A 16,920-nucleotide genomic window follows, 5' to 3' on the forward strand; every position below is an offset into this window, starting at 1 on the left:
GGGTCCCCCGTCCCGGTGGTGGCGTGGGGCACACTGCCGGGCATGCGTCACTCGCTCTACGAGGCCGAGCACGAGGACCTCCGCCAGACCGTCCGCACCTGGCTGGAGAAGAACGTCGCCCCGTTCCACGGCCAGTGGGAGCGCGAGGGCGTCGTCCCGCGCGACGTGTGGCTCTCCGGCGGCGAGCAGGGCCTGCTCGGCTTCGACATCGACGAGCGCTTCGGCGGCGGCGGGGTCCGCGACTTCCGCTACAACGCCGTCCTCGACGAGGAGGTCACCCGGGTCGGCGCCAGCGGCCTGGGCTTCGGCCTGCACAACGACGTCGTCGCGCCCTACCTGCGCGACCTGTGCACCGAGGAGCAGGCGGCGCGCTGGCTGCCCGGCTTCTGCCGCGGCGAGCTGGTCACCGCCATCGCCATGACCGAGCCGGGCACCGGCAGCGACCTGCAGTCGATCCGCACCACCGCGCGCCGCGACGGCGACTCGTGGGTGCTCAGCGGCGCCAAGACCTTCATCACCAACGGCATCAACGCCGACCTGGTCGTCGTGGTGGCGCGCACCGACCCCGACGCCCCCGGCTCGCGCGGCACCAGCCTGCTCGTCGTCGAGCGCGGCATGCCCGGCTTCACCCGCGGCCGCAACCTCGACAAGGTCGGCCTCAAGGCCCAGGACACCGCCGAGCTGTTCTTCGACGAGGTCCGCGTGCCCGCGGAGAACCTGCTCGGCACGGAGAACCGCGGCTTCGCCCACCTCATGGAGAACCTGCCGCAGGAGCGGCTGTCGATCGCGGTGGGCGCGGTGGCCGCCTGCGAGACGGTGCTCGCCCAGACCCGGGAGTACGTGCAGGGCCGGACCGCCTTCGGCCGGCCGGTGGGCAGCTTCCAGAACAGCCGGTTCGTCCTGGCGGAGCTGCACACGGAGACGACGATCGCGCGGACCTTCGTCGACGAGTGCGTGCGCCAGCTGGGCACCGGGGAGCTGACCGCCGTCGACGCGGCCATGGCCAAGTACTGGACGAGCGAGCTGCAGAACAAGGTGGCCGACCGCTGCCTGCAGCTGCACGGCGGCTACGGCTACATGGACGAGTACCCGGTGTCGAAGGCGTGGCGCGACGCCCGCGTGCAGTCGATCTACGGCGGCACCAACGAGATCATGCGCGAGATCATCGGCCGCTCGCTCGGCCTGTGAGGGTGTCGTGACGACGGAGGTCCCGGCCGCGCTCGACGTCGAGCGGGTCCAGCGGCGCACGGTCGGCGTGCTGTCGGCCGCCGTCGCCCTCGGCGGCCTGGGCGTCACCGTCGGGATCACCGTCGGCGGGCTGCTGGCGCGCGAGGTCGCCGGCAGCGACGCCGCGGCCGGGCTCGGGCAGACGGCGGGTGTGCTCGGCGCCGCGGTCCTCGCCGTCCCACTCGCGCGGGTGTCCGACCGCGCCGGGCGGCGGGCCGGGCTCGCCGCCGGGTACGCGGTCGCGGTCGCCGGTGCCGCCCTCACCGTCGTCGCCGCGGCGCTGTCGTCCCTGCCGCTGCTGCTGGCCGGGCTGTTCGCGTTCGGGGCCTCCACGGCCTGCGGCCTGCAGGCGCGCTACGCGGCCGCCGACCTCGCCGCGCCCGAGCGGCGCGGCCGGGCCCTGTCGCTGGTGGTCTGGGCGACGACGGTCGGCTCGGTGCTGGGCCCCAACCTCGCCGCGCCGGGCGCGGACCTCGGACGGGCGCTCGGCCTGCCCGCGCTCGGCGGCGGCTTCGCCGTGTCCGCCGCGGTGTTCGCCGTCGTCGTCGCCGGCCTGTGGCTCGCGCTGCGCCCGGACCCCCTGCTGCTGGCCCGGCGGCTGCGCGACGGCGCCGGGCCGGCGCCCGCCCGCCCGCGCCGGGCGACCCGGCAGGCCCTCGCCGCGGTGTGGGCCGACCCCGGCGGCCGCCTGGGCGTGGTCGCCGTCGTGGTCTCGCACGCGGTGATGGTCGGCGTGATGGTCATGACGCCGGTGCACATGGGGCACGCCGGCGGGCACGACGACGGGACGACGCTGCGGCTGGTCGGCCTGGTCATCAGCGTCCACGTCGCCGGCATGTACCTGTTCAGCCCGCTGGTCGGCCTGCTCGCCGACCGCGTCGGCCGGCGCGCGACGGTCGCGCTCGGCGGCGTGCTGCTCCTCGCCGCCGCGGCCACCGCGGGCACCGCGCCACCGGAGGCCGCCTGGCGGCTGGGCGCCGGCCTGCTGCTGCTCGGGCTCGGCTGGTCGTGCGGCCTGATCGCGGGCTCCACGCTGGTCACCGAGTCGGTGCCCGCGGACGTGCGGCCCACCGCGCAGGGCGGCACCGACCTGCTGATGGGCCTGGGAGCGGCCGTCGCGGGCGCCGTCGGCGGGCCGCTGCTGGCCCTCGGGGGCTTCGGCCTGGTGGCCGGGGTGTCGGCGGTCCTGGTGGTCCCGCTCGCCCTGGTGTGGGCCCGGCGCTGACGGCTCAGTGGCCGCGCATGTTGCGCCACAGGAGCACGAGGGTGACCAGCATGCACAGCGCGATGCCGATCTCGAGGACGACGTCCCAGGTCGCCGAGCCCGTGGTGGGGAACACGCCGCCAGCCTAGGCCGTCCTGTACCGTGAAGGCCCTTCACGGTGTAGGGGGTTCACGATGGCGGACGCGCGCGTCGCGGCGCTCGACCGGGTCCTCGAGGTCACCGTCCTGCTCGGCCGGGACATGACGACGTCGCTGGCGGCCGTGGGGCTCACCGTCGCCCGTACGACGCTGCTGTGGCGGCTGCGCGAGACGGGCCCGAGCACGCAGAGCGCCCTCGCCCGGGCCCTCGGCGTCAGTGCCCGCAACGTCACCGGACTGGTCGACGGGCTGGCCGAGGCGGGCCTGGTCACCCGCGAGCCGCACCCCACCGACCGCAGGGCCACCCTCGTTACCCCGACCGCCCGCGCCGAGCGGCTGCTCGCCGGGATGGCTGCGGGGCAGACCGAGCTCGCCGAGCAGCTGTTCGGCGGGCTGTCACCGGAGCGGCTGCACGGGCTGGTGTCCGGGCTCGACGAGGTCCTCGAGCGGCTGCGCACCCTGGTCCCGGGGGGAGCGGCGTCGTGACCGTGGCCGGCCTGCTGCGGAAGGCGCTGGCCTTCGAGATCGGGACGTGGCGCAGCCTGTGGCGCTGGGTGCGGCGCCGCCCGGACGTGCCGGCCGGTGCCGACGCCTTCCCCTACGCCTCGGCCGTCACGCCGGTGCTCTGGACGTTCGTCGTGCTGTCGGCCGTGGAGATCCCGCTGGTCGACTGGCTGCTGCCGTGGCGGTCCCTGCGGATCGCGCTGCTCGTCCTGGGGGTCTACGGCCTGCTGTGGATGGTCGGCCTCCTGGCGTCGATGAGGGTGTACCCGCACACCGTCGGCGACGGCGGCCTGCGGGTGCGGTCGGGGACCACGGTCGACGTCCGGGTGCCGTGGGAGGAGATCGCCGCGGTGCGGGCGCGGCGGCGCAGCGTCGAGGGCTCGCGCACGGTCGTCGTCGAGGAGTCGGGAGAGCACCGCGCCGTGTCGGTGACGGTCCTGTCGTCGACGCAGGTCGACGTCGAGCTGCGGTCGCCGCTGGTGCTGCCGCTCGCGCGCACCGGCGGGCGGCCCGTGACGGAGCTGCGGCTGGCCGCCGACGACCCGGCCGCGCTCGTCCGCCGGCTGCGGGCCGGGGTCGCCGACCACGCGGCCCGGGACGGTGCGGCCCGGGACGGTGCGGCCCGGGACGACACGGCCGCTCGCGCCGACGGGGACGCGCGCTAGCGTCGGGCCCGTGCGCCTGCAGGAGTTCTGGTCCCGGTTGGAGGCCCAGTTCGGGTCGATGCGGGCGCAGAGCGTGGCGCGCGACCACGTGTTCGCCGTCCTCGGCGGCCGTTCCGCCGTCGAGGCGATCGACGCGGGCGTGCCGGTGCGCCGCGTGTGGCTGGCGATCTGCGAGGAGTACGACGTGCCGCCGAAGGACCGCTGAGCCGGCCGTCGCCGGGCGGCGCGGCGTGTCGCTCGACTCGAACACGTGTTCGCCCTACAGTGGCACCCGCGTCCACAGGGGGGTCGTCCCTCCACAGGTCGAGTCGGTCACCGGAAAGTGTCAGACCCCCGGCCTAGCGTCGCCTCCGACACCGCATCGACTCCACGACACGCGACTTCCCGAAGGTGAGCACCATGGCAACGCTCGACCGCGACAAGGCCCTCGACATGGCCCTCGCCCAGATCGACAAGCAGTTCGGCAAGGGCTCGGTCATGCGGCTGGGCGACAACCCGGCCCAGGCGATGAAGGTCATCCCGACCGGTTCCATCGCCCTCGACATCGCGCTCGGCATCGGCGGCCTGCCCCGTGGCCGCGTCATCGAGGTCTACGGCCCGGAGGCCTCCGGTAAGACCACCGTCGCCCTGCACGCGGTGGCCAACGCCCAGGCCATGGGCGGCATCGCGGCCTTCATCGACGCCGAGCACGCGCTCGACCCCGAGTACGCCCGGGCCATCGGCGTCGACACCGACGCCCTGCTGGTCAGCCAGCCCGACACCGGTGAGCAGGCCCTCGAGATCGCCGACATGCTGATCCGCTCCGGCGCGCTCGACATCATCGTCATCGACTCCGTGGCGGCCCTCGTGCCCCGCGCCGAGATCGAGGGCGAGATGGGTGACAGCCACGTCGGTCTGCAGGCCCGCCTGATGAGCCAGGCGCTGCGCAAGATCACCGGTGCGCTGAACAACTCCGGCACCACCGCGATCTTCATCAACCAGCTGCGCGAGAAGGTGGGCATCGTCTACGGCTCGCCCGAGGTCACCACCGGTGGTCGTGCGCTGAAGTTCTACTCCTCGGTGCGCCTCGACGTCCGCCGGATCGAGACCCTCAAGCAGGGCACCGAGGCGGTCGGCAGCCGGGTCCGCGTCAAGGTGGTCAAGAACAAGGTCGCGGCTCCGTTCAAGCAGGCCGAGCTCGACCTGCTGTGGGGCCACGGCTTCAGCCGCGAGGGCGGCCTCATCGACGCCGGCGTCGAGCACGGCTTCATCCGCAAGTCCGGTGCCTGGTACACGTACGAGGGCGACCAGCTCGGCCAGGGCAAGGAGAACGTCCGCACCTTCCTGCGGGACAACCCCGACCTCGCCGACGAGATCGAGAAGAAGGTCAAGGAGAAGCTGGGCGTCGGCGCCACCCTCGACGCGCCCGTCGCGGCCGCCGACCCGGTCGACTTCTGAGCGACCTCGTGACCGGCCGGCCGGCTTCGGGCCCGGAGTGGGCCGACCCCGAGCAGTCCGACCGACCCGCCGGCCGGCGTGGCCGCGGTCCCCGTGACCGCGCCGGCCGCTCCCGGCGGCGGGCCGGGCCGTCCCCTGACCCGGACGGCCCGCCCGCCGCCGACCCGGTGGCCGGCCCCGGTGGTCCCCGCGACGGTGCCGCCGACGACCAGGGCGATCCGGAGTCGGTCGCCCGCGCCATCTGCCTGCGGGCCCTGACCGGCTCGGCCAAGACGCGTTCGCAACTGGCCGACCTGCTGGAGCGGCGCGGGGTCCCCGAGGACGCCGCGTCCGCCGTCCTCGACCGGTTCGGCGAGGTCGGCCTCATCGACGACGCCGCCTTCGCGCGTGCCTGGGTGACCTCGCGGCAGGCCGGCCGCGGCCTGGCCCGCCGGGCGCTGCGGGCGGAGCTGCGGGCGAAGGGCGTCGACGGCGAGGACGCCGAGCAGGCTCTCGCCCAGGTCGACGACGAGGACGAGCGCGCCTCCGCGCGGCACCTCGTCGAGCGCCGCCTCCCGGCGCTGCGGCGGGTGGACCGGGTCACCGCCACCCGCCGCCTCGTGGGGATGCTGGCCCGCAAGGGCTACAACGGCGGCCTGGCCGGCGCGGTGGTCCGCGAGGTCCTCGAGGAGACCGGCTTCGGCGACGACGACTCCGACCTCACCGCCTGGGGCGGCGAGGAGGACTGAGCTCGGCCCGCGCACGCCGGCCCGTGGCCGGCGTGCCTGCCGCCGTCCCGGGAGTGCGACGTCGGCCGAGCCGGGTGCTCAGCCCGCCAGCGGAGCGGCCAGCTGGGCGGGCATCGCCTGGGTCGCGAGTCCCTCGGCGCGCACGCCATCGGAGGGCACGGCGCGCACGCCATCGGAGGGCACGGTCCGGGTGGGCACCGCCTGCAGCGGCATGGCCTGGGTGGGCAGACCGGCGGACGCGGGCCGTCCGGTCCACGCGGTGAGGTCCACGGCGACGCCGGCGGGCGCCTCGTCGTCGGCGACCAGCCACTCGCCCTCGCCCTCGATCCGGGCGGCCAGCCACTGCTGGATCTGCTGCTCGAAGGTGCGGTCGGGCACCACCGCAGGCCGGCTGACCGGGCCGAGGAAGGTCAGGTCGCGCTCGCCGCCGTCGGCATGCCGCAGCACGACCCGGCAGCGCGCCCGGCGGTGCCGCGCCGGCGGAACGGCCTCGCGGACGACGGCGGACCCCGCACCGGCGGCGACGGCGAACTGCGGTGCGGCCGCGCGCAGGCGGTTCACGAAGTCCTGGGCGACGTCGACCTGACCGTCGGGCAGGCGCACCATCGACGGCAGTGGCGGCACGACGGGGCGGAGAGCGGTGTCCACGTCAGCCCTCTCGGCAGCCCGGCCGCCCGGCCTGACCACCCGCGGGGTGCGCGCGGGCGGCGGGACGGGCGGGACTCGCCGTGACCGTCCCGTGTCCCTGCGGTGGACGGCGGGACGGCGACGGGGCGGCGGGGTCAGGCCTTCGTGACCGTCCCGCCGCCCCCACCCATCTGCACGTCGGCCGGCAGCTCGACGTCGTCGACCGCCGCTGCCTTGGCGCTGCGGCGCGTGCGCTTCTCCACGTACTTGGCCAGCTGCGAGAGCAGCACGTTGACGATGATGTAGATCAGCCCGGCGGCCACGTAGAGCTGGAAGGTGTACCGGTTGCCGAAGCTGAAGTTGAAGAACTCGACCAGGCTGCGCGCGGTCCGCAGCAGCTCCAGGTAGCTGACGATGAAGCCCAGCGAGGAGTCCTTGAGCAGGACGACCAGCTGGGCCACCAGGACCGGCAGCATCCGGCGCACCGCCTGCGGCAGCAGGACCAGCGTCATGACCTGTGTCTTGCGCATGCCGAGGGCGAAGGCCGCCTCGCGCTGCCCGCGGTCGACCGACAGGATCCCGGCCCGGAAGATCTCGGCCAGGACCGCCATGTTGTAGAGCGTCAGGCCCAGCACCAGCGCGCGGAACGCGGTCATCGGGACGCCGACGGTCGGCAGGAACAGCAGGCAGAACAGGATCAGGATCAGCAGCGGCACGGCGCGGAAGAACTCGATGAGGACGCCGACCGGGATGCGCACCCAGCGGTGGTCGGAGAGCCGGCCGACGGCGAGCAGCGCGCCGAGGAGGGTGGCCAGCACCATGCCGACCGCGGCCACGCTGAGGGTGTTGAGCAGGCCCTCGCCGAGCGCCTGCGGCACGCCGGACGCCGGGTCGAAGAGCACCGCCCACCGGTCGCCCTCGAGCTGGCCGTTGGCGTAGAGGCGGTAGAGCGCCAGTCCCACGAGGGCGACGATGACGAGGGCACCGACCACGGTGCCGATGCGCTGCCGACGGCGGGCGCGGGGCCCCGGCAGGTCGAACAGGACGGTGCTGCTCATCGGACGATCGCCACCCGGTTCTCGACCACCCGGATCAGCCAGGCGGAGGGCAGTGTGATGACGAGGTAGCCGGCGACGACCGCGGCGAACACGCTCAGCAGCTGGTCGGCGTTGGCGTTGGCGAGGCGCTGCAGCGCGGCGGTCAGGTCGGTGACGGCGAAGCCGGCGGCGATCGAGGTGTTCTTCGCCAGCGCGATCCACACGTTGCCCAGCGGCGGGACGACCGTCCGGAAGGCCTGGGGGAGGACGACCTGGCGCAGGGACTGCCCGAAGGTCAGCCCCAGCGCGCGGGCCGCCTCGGCCTGCCCGGGCGGGACGGCGTTGATGCCCGACCGCAGCGCCTCGCAGACGAACGCCGCGGTGTAGAGCGACAGGGCAGCCACGGCGGTGATGAACCGGCTCGGGAACTGCAGGTCGATCTGCACGATGCCGAAGGCGAGGAAGAAGAACACCACCGTCAGCGGGGTGTTGCGGAAGACCTCGACGTAGAAGGTGGCCAGCCCGCGCAGCGGCGGAACGGGACTCACCCGCATGCCGGCGAGCACGGTGCCGAGCACCAGCGCGCACACGCCGCTGACGACCGCCAGGGAGAGCGTCGTCAGGAACGCGCTCCACAACAGGTCGGAGTTGTCGCTGAGGAACTGCACCGCGCCCTCGATCAGTCAGGGGCGCGACGCCGCCGGGCGGAGCCCGCCCGGCGGCGTCACGGCCGGTCGAGTGGGGATCAGTACCGGTCGACCGTCGGGGGCTCGGGAGCCTCCTCGCCGGTGATCGAACCGGCGGTGCGGTCCCACGCGTCGGCCCAGCGGCCGTCCTCGAACGCCTCCTCGAGCACGTCGTTGATGAAGTTCCGGAAGTCGGTGTCACCGAGCTCCAGGCCGATGCCGTACGGCTCCTCGGTGAACGGGTTGCCCACGAGCTCGAAGGCGCCGTCGCTGCCGGCCACCAGGCCCGTGAGGATGACGTTGTCGGTGGTGACCGCCTGGACGTTGCCGTTGCGCAGGTCGTCGGCGCACTTGGAGTAGACGTCGTAGGTCGTCAGCTGCGCCTCCGGGTAGTTGTCCCGGATGTTCTGCGCGGGGGTCGAGCCCTCGACGGAGCAGACCGTCTTGCCGGCCAGGTCGTCGGGACCCTCGATGCCCTCGGGGTTGCCCTCGGCCACCATGATGTCCTGGCCGGCGATGTAGTACGGGCCGGCGAAGTCGACGACCTGCTTGCGCGCGTCGTTGATCGTGTAGGTCGCCACGACCATGTCGACCTGGCCGTTCTGGATGAACGGCTCCCGGTTGGCCGACACCGTCTCGGTCCAGGTGATGCCGCCCTCGTCGATGCCGAGCTCGGCCGCCACGAGCTTGGCGATCTCGACGTCGAAGCCCTCGGGGTCCCCGGTCTGCGGGTTCAGCAGGCCGAAGCCGGGCTGGTCGTACTTGGTGCCGATCGTGATCGCGCCGGCCTCGCTCAGCTCGGCCATCGTCGACCCCGCGGGGAAGTCGACGTCCTCGGCGACGGTCGGGGCGCTCGAGGACTCCTCGGCCGCCTGGTTGCCGGCCTCGCTGGAGCAGGCGGCCAGGGTCAGGCCGAGGGCGGCGAAGGCCGCGATCCTGCGGGTGCTGCGCATGGGTGTGTCCTCCCGTGGGTGGGTCAGTGGTTGAGGATCTTGGAGAGGAAGTCGCGGGCCCGGTCCGAGCGCGGGTTGGTGAAGAACGTCTCCGGGTCGGCTGCCTCGACGATCCGGCCGCCGTCCATGAACACGACCCGGTTGGCCGCCCGGCGGGCGAAGCCCATCTCGTGGGTGACGACGATCATCGTCATGCCGTCACGGGCGAGCGAGATCATGACGTCGAGGACCTCGTTGATCATCTCGGGGTCGAGGGCCGACGTCGGCTCGTCGAAGAGCATGACCTTGGGGTCCATGGCGAGCGCACGGGCGATGGCCACGCGCTGCTGCTGACCGCCGGAGAGCTGCGCGGGGTACTTGTCGGCCTGCGCGCCGACGCCCACGCGGTCGAGCAGCTCGCGCGCCCGCTTCTCGGCGTCGGCCTTCGACTGCCGCCGCACCTTGGTCGGGCCGAGCGTGACGTTCTCGAGGATCGTCTTGTGCGCGAAGAGGTTGAAGCTCTGGAAGACCATCCCGACGTCGCTGCGCAGCCGGGCCAGCTGCTTGCCCTCCTCGGGCAGCCGCTGCCCGTCGATCGAGATCTCGCCCTTCTCGATGGACTCGAGCCGGTTGATCGTGCGGCAGAGCGTCGACTTGCCCGACCCGGACGGGCCGATCACGACGACGACCTCGCCGCGGTCGATCGAGAGGTCGATGTCCTGCAGGACGTGGAGGTCGCCGAACCACTTGTTGACGCCGGTCAGCTGGACGAGAGGTCCTCCGGCTAGCTGGCTGGTCACCCGTTGGACCCTAGGGCCGCGTGGGGACGGCGAGGTCCCGGAGGCATCACGAACCAGTAACGAAGGCGGTCACGGCCCGTCACCGCGCCGGCCGGGCTCCGGAAGGAGGGCGGTCACGGCCCGTCGGGAGAGCCGCGCCGTACCCTCGTCAGCGCCATGGGTACACAGGTCGACAGCCCGCAGCGCACCTACCGTGTGCGCACCTACGGGTGCCAGATGAACGTCCACGACTCCGAGCGCCTGTCCGGGCTGCTGGAGGCCGCCGGCTTCGCCGCCGCGCCGGAGGGGGAGGACGCCGACGTCGTCGTCCTGAACACCTGCGCGGTGCGGGAGAACGCCGACAACCGCCTCTACGGCAACCTCGGCCACCTGCGCCCGGTGAAGGACGCGCACCCGGGCATGCAGATCGCCGTCGGCGGGTGCCTGGCGCAGAAGGACCGCGGCGAGATCGTGAACCGGGCGCCGTGGGTCGACGTCGTCTTCGGGACGCACAACGTCGGCTCGCTGCCGGCGCTGCTGGAGCGGGCGCGGCACAACGCCGAGGCGCAGGTGGAGATCGCCGAGGCGCTCGAGGTGTTCCCGTCGACGCTGCCGGCGAAGCGGGACTCGGCCTACGCCGGCTGGGTCTCCATCAGCGTCGGGTGCAACAACACGTGCACGTTCTGCATCGTCCCGGCGCTGCGCGGCAAGGAGAAGGACCGCCGGCCGGGCGAGATCCTCGCCGAGGTGCAGGCGCTGGTCGACCAGGGCGTGCTCGAGGTGACCCTGCTGGGGCAGAACGTCAACGCCTACGGGGTGGAGTTCCGCGACCGGGGCGCGTTCGCCGACCTGCTGCGCGCGACCGGCCGCATCGAGGGCCTGGAGCGGGTCCGCTTCACCAGCCCGCACCCGCGGGAGTTCACCGACGACGTCGTCGAGGCGATGGCCGAGACCCCGGCGGTCTGCCACCAGCTGCACATGCCGCTGCAGAGCGGGTCGGACGAGGTGCTGCGCCGGATGCGCCGCGGCTACCGGCAGGAGCGCTACCTCGGGATCATCGACCGCGTCCGCGCCGCGATGCCCGACGCCGCCATCACCACCGACGTCATCGTCGGCTTCCCGGGCGAGACCGAGGCCGACTTCGAGCAGACCCTCGAGGTGGTGCGGCGGGCGCGCTTCGCCAGCGCCTTCACCTTCCAGTACTCCAAGCGCCCCGGGACGCCGGCCGCCGAGATGGACGGCCAGCTGCCCAAGGAGGTCGTGCAGGAGCGCTACCTGCGGCTGACCGCGCTGCAGGAGGAGATCAGCTGGGCGGAGAACCGCGCGCAGGTCGGCCGCACGGTCGAGCTGCTGGCCGCGGCGGGGGAGGGCAGCAAGGACGCCCGCACCGGCCGGATGAGCGGCCGCGCCCGCGACGGCCGGCTGGTGCACTTCGCCGGAGGCGCGGGCGTGCGGCCCGGCGACGTCGTCGAGACCGTCGTGACCGCCGCCGCGCCGCACCACCTGGTCGCCGACGGCCCGCTGCTGTCGCACCGGCGCACCCGGGCCGGGGACGCGCACGAGGCCGGCACCCGGCCGACCACGCCCGGCGTGCTGCTCGGCATGCCGCGCGTCGGCGCCCCCGTCTAGACCCCGCACGGCGGAGAGGCCCGCCCGGTGGTCCGGGCGGGCCCCTGTCATGCGTCGGCTACCGGCGGGAGGCGGTCTTCTCGGCCTCGGCGAGCCACTCGCGCCGGGTCTCGAGGTTGGCCCGGGCCTCCTCGATGCGACGGGCGTTGCCGGCCGCCTCGGCCTTGGCCAGCTGCTCCTCGGCCTTGGTGACCGCGGCCCGCATCGAGGCGACCATCGGGTTCTCCGGCGCGGTGCGCACCCGGCCCGCGTCGGAGGCCCCGCGCACCTTCTGCTCGACGGCCTGCATGCGGTCCTCGAGTGAGCGCATCGCCCCGCGCGGCACGTGGCCGATCGCGTCGTAGCGCTCCTGGATCCGGCGCAGCGCGGCCTGGGCGCCGCGCAGGTCGGTGGAGGGGTCCAGCTTCTCGGCCTCGGCCAGCAGCTCCTCCTTCGCCTGCTGGTTGGCCAGCTGCTCGGAGTTGCGCACCTTGTCCGACTCGGCGCGCGCGGTGAAGAAGACGTCCTGCGCGGCGCGGAACTGCTTCCACAGGTCGTCGTCGCCGTCGCGGCCGGTGCGCGGCACGGCCTTCCAGCGGTCCATGAGCGAGCGCATGGCGGCGCTCGTGGGGCCCCAGTCGGTCGACGTCGCCAGCCGCTGCGCCTCGGCGATGAGCTCCTGCTTGGCCGCGCGCGCCTCGCCCTTCTGGGCGTCGAGGGCGGCGAAGTGTGCCCCGCGGCGGCGGCCGAAGGCGTCGCGGGCGGCGGCGAAGCGCGTCCACAGCGCCTCGTCGGTCTTGCGGTCGATGCCGCGGATCGTCTTCCACTCCTCGACGATGGCCTTGAGCCGGTCGCCGGCGGCCTTCCACGACGTCGACTCCGCGGCGATCTGCTCGGCCTCGGCGGCCAGCGCCTCCTTGCGGGCGATCTGCGCGGCCCGCGCGGCGGCCTTCTCCGCGCGCGACTCGGCGGCCGCGGAGTCGGCGGTGCCCACCATCGCGCGGGCGCGCGCTGCCAGGCCGTCGAGGTCGCCGACGGCGGTGGCGGCAGGGATCGTCTCGGCCAGCGCCTGCGCCTTGGCCTTGAGCTCGTTGGGGTTGCCGGTGTGCGCCTTCAGCCGCGCCTCGAGCAGCGAGACCTCGGTGGCCAGGTCGTCGTAGCGGCGGGCGAAGTGCGCCAGCCCCGCGGCGGGGTCCCCGGCCTGCCAGGAGCCGACCGCCCGCTCGCCGTCGGCCGTGCGCACGTAGACGGTGCCGTCCTCGTCCACCCGCCCCCACTGCGCGGGGTCCGACACCGCCTCGGCGACCGGCGCGGGCGCCGACTCCGCCGGGGCGACGGCGCCGGGAGTGACGGACTCCGGGACGACGGCCTCCCCGGGCGCGGCTCCCTCGGGCGCGGCTCCCTCGGGCGCGGCTCCTTCCGGCGCGGCTCCCTCCGGCGCAGCGGCTCCCGGTGCGGCCTCCTCAGGGGTGCTCCCGGTGGCCGTCGGGTCGGTCAGCGCTGCCGCCGCGGGGGTGGGCGCGGCGGGCGTCCCGGCCTCCGGGGTGACCGCGTCGGGACCGGTCGTCTCGGGCGGGGGGACCTGCTGCGACCCGTCTCCGGGGTTCTCCGTGCTCGACACGCACCGCAGTGTCCCACGCCGCATCGGCGACACTGCTGCGGTGAGCAGCCCGCCCGCCGGACCGGCCTCGGTCGCCTTCTGCCCGTGCCCGCCGCTGCTGCTCCCCGAGGTCGCCGGCCGGGCCGCCGCGGACACCGCCGCGCTGCGCGCCGCGTGCGCCGCGGCCGTCGACGCCCTCGTCGCCGGCCGGCCCGATGCCGTGGTGCTCGTGGGTCCCGGTGCGCGGGGGCGGTACAGGCCCGGCGACGGCGGGGACTTCCGCGGCTTCGGCGTGGACCTCGCCGTGCCGCTGGACGGCGCCGCGCGTCCCGACGGGCGGCGCCTGCCGCTGTCGCTGACCGTCGGGGCGTGGCTGCTCGACCGCGCCGGGTACGCCGGCCCCCGGGTCGGTGCCGCGCCGGAGGAGGTCGCCGCCGCCGTCGCGGACCTGCCCGGCCGCACCGGCCTGCTCGTCATGGGGGACGGCTCGGCCCGGCGCAGCGAGAAGGCGCCCGGCCACCTCGACCCGGCGGCCGGGCCCTTCGACGCCGCCGTGGCCGCCGCGCTCGCCCGAGGCGACGCCGCTGCCCTCGCCGCGCTCGACCCGGCGGAGGGGGAGCGGCTGCTCGCCGCCGGCGTCCCGGCCTGGCGGGCGGCCGGCGCGCTGCTCGCCGGCCGTGACGTCGACGCCGCCCTGCTGCTCGACGCCGCACCGTTCGGCGTCGGGTACCTGGTCGCCTCCTGGACAGCGGCGTGACGCTGCCGCCCGTCGTCGCGGTCGTGGGCCCGACCGCCACCGGGAAGACGGCGCTGGCGGTCACGCTGGCGCAGCGGCTGGGCGGCGAGGTGGTCAACGCCGACTCCATGCAGCTCTACCGGGGCATGGACATCGGCACCGCCAAGCCCGACGCCGCCGAGCGGCAGGGCGTGCCGCACCACCTCCTCGACGTCTGGCCGGTGCGGCAGGCGGCGTCGGTGGCGGAGTACGCGCGGATGGCCCGCGGGGAGATCGACCGGCTGCGGACGGCGGGCGTGCTGCCGCTGCTGGTCGGCGGCTCGGGGCTGTACGTGCGCGCCGTCCTCGACGACCTCGACATCCCGGGCACCGACCCCGCCGTGCGCGCCCGCCTGCAGGCCGAGCTGGACGACGTCGGCCCCGCCGCGCTGCACGCCCGGCTGGCCGCCGTCGACCCGGATGCCGCCGCGGCCGTCCTCCCCAGCAACGGCCGGCGGATCGTGCGCGCGCTGGAGGTCGTCGAGATCACCGGCCGCCCGTTCCGTGCGACGCTGCCCGACCCGCGGCCGCACTACCCGGCGGTGGTCGTCGGCCTGGACCGCGAGCCGGGAGAACTCGACGCCCGGGTGGCCGAGCGGGTCGACCGGATGTGGGCCGCCGGGTTCGTCGCCGAGGTCGAGGCACTGGTCGACGAGGGGCTGCGCGAGGGCCCCACGGCCTCCCGGGCGCTCGGCTACGCGCAGGTGCTCGCCCAGCTCGACGGCGACCTCACGCCCGGCGAGGCGAGGGAACGGACGGTCGCCACCACCCGCCGGTTCGTCCGGCGCCAGCGCTCCTGGTTCCGCCGCGACCCGGCGACGACCTGGTTCGACGCCGCGCGCCCCGACCTCGCCGACGCCGTCGGGGCGCTGGTCGCCGGCCGTACGATCGGGCGGTGAGCGACCGGTTCCTCCTCGGGCACGGCACCGAGAACGACTTCGTCGTCCTCCCCGACCCCGACGGGGACCGCTGGCCCGAGGACCGCCTCGACGCCGCCCTGGTCCAGCGGCTGTGCGAGCGCCGCTCCGGGCTCGGTGGCGACGGCGTCCTGCGGGTGGTGCGCAGCAGGCACGTGCCCGACGCCCCCGCCGTCCTCGGCGAGCACCTCGAGGCCTGCGAGTGGTTCATGGACCACCGCAACGCCGACGGCTCCCACGCGGAGATGTGCGGCAACGGCATCCGGCTGTTCCTGCACGTGCTGGTCACCGAGGGCCTGCTCGACCGCGCCGCCTGCGCCGACGGGGTGCTCGTGGGCACCCGCGGCGGGCCGCGGCGGGTGGGCGCCGGCCCCGACGGCAACTACTGGGTCGACATGGGCCCGGCCCGGCCGTTCGGCCGCGGCGAGGCCACCGTCGCCGGGCAGGCGTTCCCCGGGCAGGCGGTGTCCATGGGCAACCCGCACCTGGTCTGCCTCACCGACGCCGACCTCGACGCCCTCGACCTCACCCGGCAGCCGGGCTTCGACCCGGGCCTGTTCCCCGAGGGCGTCAACGTGGAGTTCGTGCGGGTGCTCGCCGCCGGCACGGAGGGCGCCGACGCGCACGTGCGGCTCCGCGTGCACGAGCGCGGGGTGGGGGAGACCCGCTCCTGCGGCACCGGCGCCTGCGCGACGGCCTACGCCGCGCTGGCGGCCGGGTCCGAGGAGCCGCAGCGCGGGACCGTCGTCGTCGACGTCCCCGGCGGGCGGCTGACGGTCGACGTGTCCCCGGAGACGACGGTGCTGCGCGGCCCTGCCGTCGTCGTGGCGGCGGGCGAGCTCACGCGGGGATGGCTCGGAGTCTGACCTCCGGCGGCCGCCGGTCCGGAGGCACCGCCACGCCGGCCGCTACGACGCCGCCGGGGCGTCGTCGAAGAATCCGGTCAGCCGCCGGATCCGACCCGCGTCGTCGAACTGGACGACGTCGAGGCCGGTGAGCACGGTGGCGCCGGAGGCGTCGGTGATCCGCCAGTGGAACAGCGCGCTGTCGTGGTGGCGCGTGGGCTCGCCGGTCACCTCGACGCGCCCGCCGGCCAGCGAGGCCTGCGTCGCCGCGATGTGCGCGGCGAGCGCCTCCCGCCCGGTGACGAGGTCGAGCGGGTCGCAGTAGACCCCGTCGGGGGCCCACGCCCGGGCCAGCAGTGCCCGGCGGTCCTGCTCGTCGGTGGCCAGCCAGGCCGCGCCGTACGCGGCGACGGGGTCGTGCTGCTCGCTGACGGTCATCGGATCTCCTCCAGGTGGACGGCGGTGCCGGTCAGGCCGGCGAGGGGGTCGGTGCCGGCGAGGGTCCCGGTGCTGGCGAGGACGGCGCACCGCAGGAAGCCGGTGCTCTCGAGCATCGGCTGCGCCTCGTGCCGGGCGACCGTCGCGGCGTGGTGAGGCCGGTGGTAGGCCCACGTCACGGCGTCGCGCAGGGTGCGCCACGCCGAGAAGGTCAGGACGGCGCCGTCCTCGGGCGCCTGGACGAGTGCGGCGCGGGACCCGGGTGCGTCGCGCACCTGCTCACCGAGGGAGGCGAACCGCTCGAGGAACTCGCCGGTGCGGCCCGCGTCGGCGGCCAGTCCCGCGAGCGTGATCACGGCGGCCGCACCGGCCACCTTGCCGCGCCGCGGGAGCCGGTCGAAGGGCCGCGCGCCGCCGGACAGCACGGCGTCCCCCGGTAGGACACCGGCTGCAGGACGACGTGCCAGGCGCCGCGCACCGACCCGTCCGGCAGGGGAGCCGCCGCCAGCGCGGCGGCCGGGTCCTCCCAGGTGCCGAGCACCGACCACCAGGAGCCCACCGCCTCGGGCAGCTCGGCCCGGCCGGGCCCCGCGACGCCGGCCTGGCTGAAGGCCGCGCCGTCGGGGCGCCAGGGACACGCCGCCGCGGGAGCGGCCAGCTCCAGTGCGGTCCAGGACACGAACACCGCACACCTCCTCGGATGTGAACGGCGCCAACATAACAGCCGTGTGAACGGTGTCAACATGCATGGCA

The 16,920-nt window shown here is 75.1% G+C and carries 20 protein-coding genes; 11 read left to right on the forward strand and 9 right to left on the reverse strand.

The window, feature by feature from the left end; genetic code table 11:
* The first annotated feature begins 42 nt into the window (after nucleotides 1–42).
* The 7 genes from JD79_RS12400 (at nucleotide 43) to JD79_RS12430 (ending at nucleotide 5,923) form a co-directional block, all read left to right on the forward strand.
* Nucleotides 43–1,188 carry an acyl-CoA dehydrogenase family protein gene (locus JD79_RS12400; protein ID WP_110007662.1) on the forward strand — a complete coding sequence of 382 codons (1,146 nt, stop codon included), beginning with the start codon at nucleotides 43–45 and terminating at the stop codon, nucleotides 1,186–1,188.
* A 7-nt stretch (nucleotides 1,189–1,195) separates the two neighbouring features.
* Nucleotides 1,196–2,452, forward strand: a complete 1,257-nt coding sequence (locus tag JD79_RS12405; RefSeq protein WP_110005761.1) for an MFS transporter — start codon at nucleotides 1,196–1,198, stop codon at nucleotides 2,450–2,452.
* Between the two features lie 173 nt (nucleotides 2,453–2,625).
* Nucleotides 2,626–3,075, forward strand: a complete 450-nt coding sequence (locus tag JD79_RS12410) for a MarR family winged helix-turn-helix transcriptional regulator (protein WP_110005762.1) — start codon at nucleotides 2,626–2,628, stop codon at nucleotides 3,073–3,075.
* Nucleotides 3,072–3,758 carry a hypothetical protein gene (locus tag JD79_RS12415; protein ID WP_110005763.1) on the forward strand — a complete coding sequence of 229 codons (687 nt, stop codon included), beginning with the start codon at nucleotides 3,072–3,074 and terminating at the stop codon, nucleotides 3,756–3,758. Before JD79_RS12410 ends, JD79_RS12415 begins: the two co-directional genes overlap by 4 nt.
* A 10-nt stretch (nucleotides 3,759–3,768) precedes the next feature.
* On the forward strand, nucleotides 3,769–3,963 hold the full coding sequence (locus JD79_RS12420) for a DUF3046 domain-containing protein (protein ID WP_110005764.1): 195 nt from the start codon (nucleotides 3,769–3,771) through the stop codon (nucleotides 3,961–3,963).
* Between the two features lie 194 nt (nucleotides 3,964–4,157).
* Nucleotides 4,158–5,195, forward strand: coding sequence for a recombinase RecA (recA, locus tag JD79_RS12425; RefSeq protein WP_110007663.1), 1,038 nt, complete (start codon nucleotides 4,158–4,160; stop codon nucleotides 5,193–5,195).
* A gap of 167 nt (nucleotides 5,196–5,362) precedes the next feature.
* A complete protein-coding gene (locus JD79_RS12430) occupies nucleotides 5,363–5,923 on the forward strand; it encodes a regulatory protein RecX (protein ID WP_245900055.1) in 561 nt (186 codons plus the stop codon).
* Nucleotides 5,924–6,001: 78 nt separating this feature from the next.
* On the opposite strand, the gene JD79_RS12435 is transcribed toward JD79_RS12430, so the two are convergent.
* The 5 genes from JD79_RS12435 to JD79_RS12455 all read right to left on the reverse strand — a co-directional run bounded on the left by JD79_RS12435 (nucleotide 6,002) and on the right by JD79_RS12455 (nucleotide 10,005).
* Entirely contained in the window at nucleotides 6,002–6,571 is a 570-nt protein-coding gene (locus tag JD79_RS12435; protein WP_211307950.1) for a hypothetical protein, read from the reverse strand.
* A gap of 134 nt (nucleotides 6,572–6,705) precedes the next feature.
* On the reverse strand, nucleotides 6,706–7,608 hold the full coding sequence (locus tag JD79_RS12440) for an amino acid ABC transporter permease (protein ID WP_110005765.1): 903 nt from the start codon (nucleotides 7,606–7,608) through the stop codon (nucleotides 6,706–6,708).
* The gene (locus JD79_RS12445; protein ID WP_110005766.1) at nucleotides 7,605–8,255 is read right to left on the reverse strand and encodes an amino acid ABC transporter permease; all 651 of its coding nucleotides are present in this window, start codon (nucleotides 8,253–8,255) and stop codon (nucleotides 7,605–7,607) included. Before JD79_RS12445 ends, JD79_RS12440 begins: the two co-directional genes overlap by 4 nt.
* A 77-nt stretch (nucleotides 8,256–8,332) precedes the next feature.
* Nucleotides 8,333–9,226, reverse strand: coding sequence for a glutamate ABC transporter substrate-binding protein (locus JD79_RS12450; protein ID WP_110005767.1), 894 nt, complete (start codon nucleotides 9,224–9,226; stop codon nucleotides 8,333–8,335).
* Nucleotides 9,227–9,249: 23 nt separating this feature from the next.
* On the reverse strand, nucleotides 9,250–10,005 hold the full coding sequence (locus JD79_RS12455) for an amino acid ABC transporter ATP-binding protein (RefSeq protein WP_110005768.1): 756 nt from the start codon (nucleotides 10,003–10,005) through the stop codon (nucleotides 9,250–9,252).
* 156 nt (nucleotides 10,006–10,161) lie between these two features.
* Between JD79_RS12455 and miaB the strand changes: the two genes are divergently transcribed.
* Nucleotides 10,162–11,613 carry a tRNA (N6-isopentenyl adenosine(37)-C2)-methylthiotransferase MiaB gene (gene miaB, locus JD79_RS12460; RefSeq protein ID WP_110005769.1) on the forward strand — a complete coding sequence of 484 codons (1,452 nt, stop codon included), beginning with the start codon at nucleotides 10,162–10,164 and terminating at the stop codon, nucleotides 11,611–11,613.
* Nucleotides 11,614–11,671: 58 nt separating this feature from the next.
* Here the strand turns inward: miaB and JD79_RS12465 are convergent, their stop codons facing one another.
* The gene (locus JD79_RS12465) at nucleotides 11,672–13,213 is read right to left on the reverse strand and encodes a DUF349 domain-containing protein (RefSeq protein WP_245900056.1); all 1,542 of its coding nucleotides are present in this window, start codon (nucleotides 13,211–13,213) and stop codon (nucleotides 11,672–11,674) included.
* Nucleotides 13,214–13,253: 40 nt separating this feature from the next.
* On the opposite strand from JD79_RS12465, the gene JD79_RS12470 reads away from it, so the two are divergent.
* Genes JD79_RS12470 through dapF form a run of 3 tightly spaced genes read left to right on the forward strand, consistent with a single transcriptional unit; the run spans nucleotide 13,254 to nucleotide 15,750 of the window.
* Nucleotides 13,254–13,949 (forward strand): class III extradiol ring-cleavage dioxygenase family protein, encoded by a 696-nt coding sequence (locus tag JD79_RS12470; RefSeq protein ID WP_110005770.1) that lies wholly within the window; start codon nucleotides 13,254–13,256, stop codon nucleotides 13,947–13,949.
* Entirely contained in the window at nucleotides 13,946–14,866 is a 921-nt protein-coding gene (miaA, locus tag JD79_RS12475) for a tRNA (adenosine(37)-N6)-dimethylallyltransferase MiaA (protein WP_110005771.1), read from the forward strand. Before JD79_RS12470 ends, miaA begins: the two co-directional genes overlap by 4 nt.
* Nucleotides 14,863–15,750 carry a diaminopimelate epimerase gene (dapF, locus tag JD79_RS12480; RefSeq protein WP_110005772.1) on the forward strand — a complete coding sequence of 296 codons (888 nt, stop codon included), beginning with the start codon at nucleotides 14,863–14,865 and terminating at the stop codon, nucleotides 15,748–15,750. The genes miaA and dapF overlap by 4 nt, the downstream gene beginning before the upstream one ends.
* Nucleotides 15,751–15,792: 42 nt before the next feature.
* Here dapF and JD79_RS12485 read toward each other — a convergent pair whose 3' ends face one another.
* The 3 genes from JD79_RS12485 to JD79_RS12495 are packed head-to-tail and all read right to left on the reverse strand — an operon-like array spanning nucleotide 15,793 to nucleotide 16,852.
* Entirely contained in the window at nucleotides 15,793–16,167 is a 375-nt protein-coding gene (locus JD79_RS12485; RefSeq protein ID WP_110005773.1) for a nuclear transport factor 2 family protein, read from the reverse strand.
* Nucleotides 16,164–16,523: an antibiotic biosynthesis monooxygenase gene (locus JD79_RS12490; RefSeq protein ID WP_170149179.1), complete on the reverse strand. Its 360-nt coding sequence runs from the start codon at nucleotides 16,521–16,523 to the stop codon at nucleotides 16,164–16,166. The genes JD79_RS12485 and JD79_RS12490 overlap by 4 nt, the downstream gene beginning before the upstream one ends.
* Nucleotides 16,520–16,852: a hypothetical protein gene (locus JD79_RS12495; protein WP_110005775.1), complete on the reverse strand. Its 333-nt coding sequence runs from the start codon at nucleotides 16,850–16,852 to the stop codon at nucleotides 16,520–16,522. The genes JD79_RS12490 and JD79_RS12495 overlap by 4 nt, the downstream gene beginning before the upstream one ends.
* Between the last annotated feature and the right edge of the window lie 68 nt (nucleotides 16,853–16,920).

The sequence above is a fragment of the Geodermatophilus normandii genome, assembly GCF_003182485.1.
Classification (GTDB): domain Bacteria; phylum Actinomycetota; class Actinomycetes; order Mycobacteriales; family Geodermatophilaceae; genus Geodermatophilus; species Geodermatophilus normandii.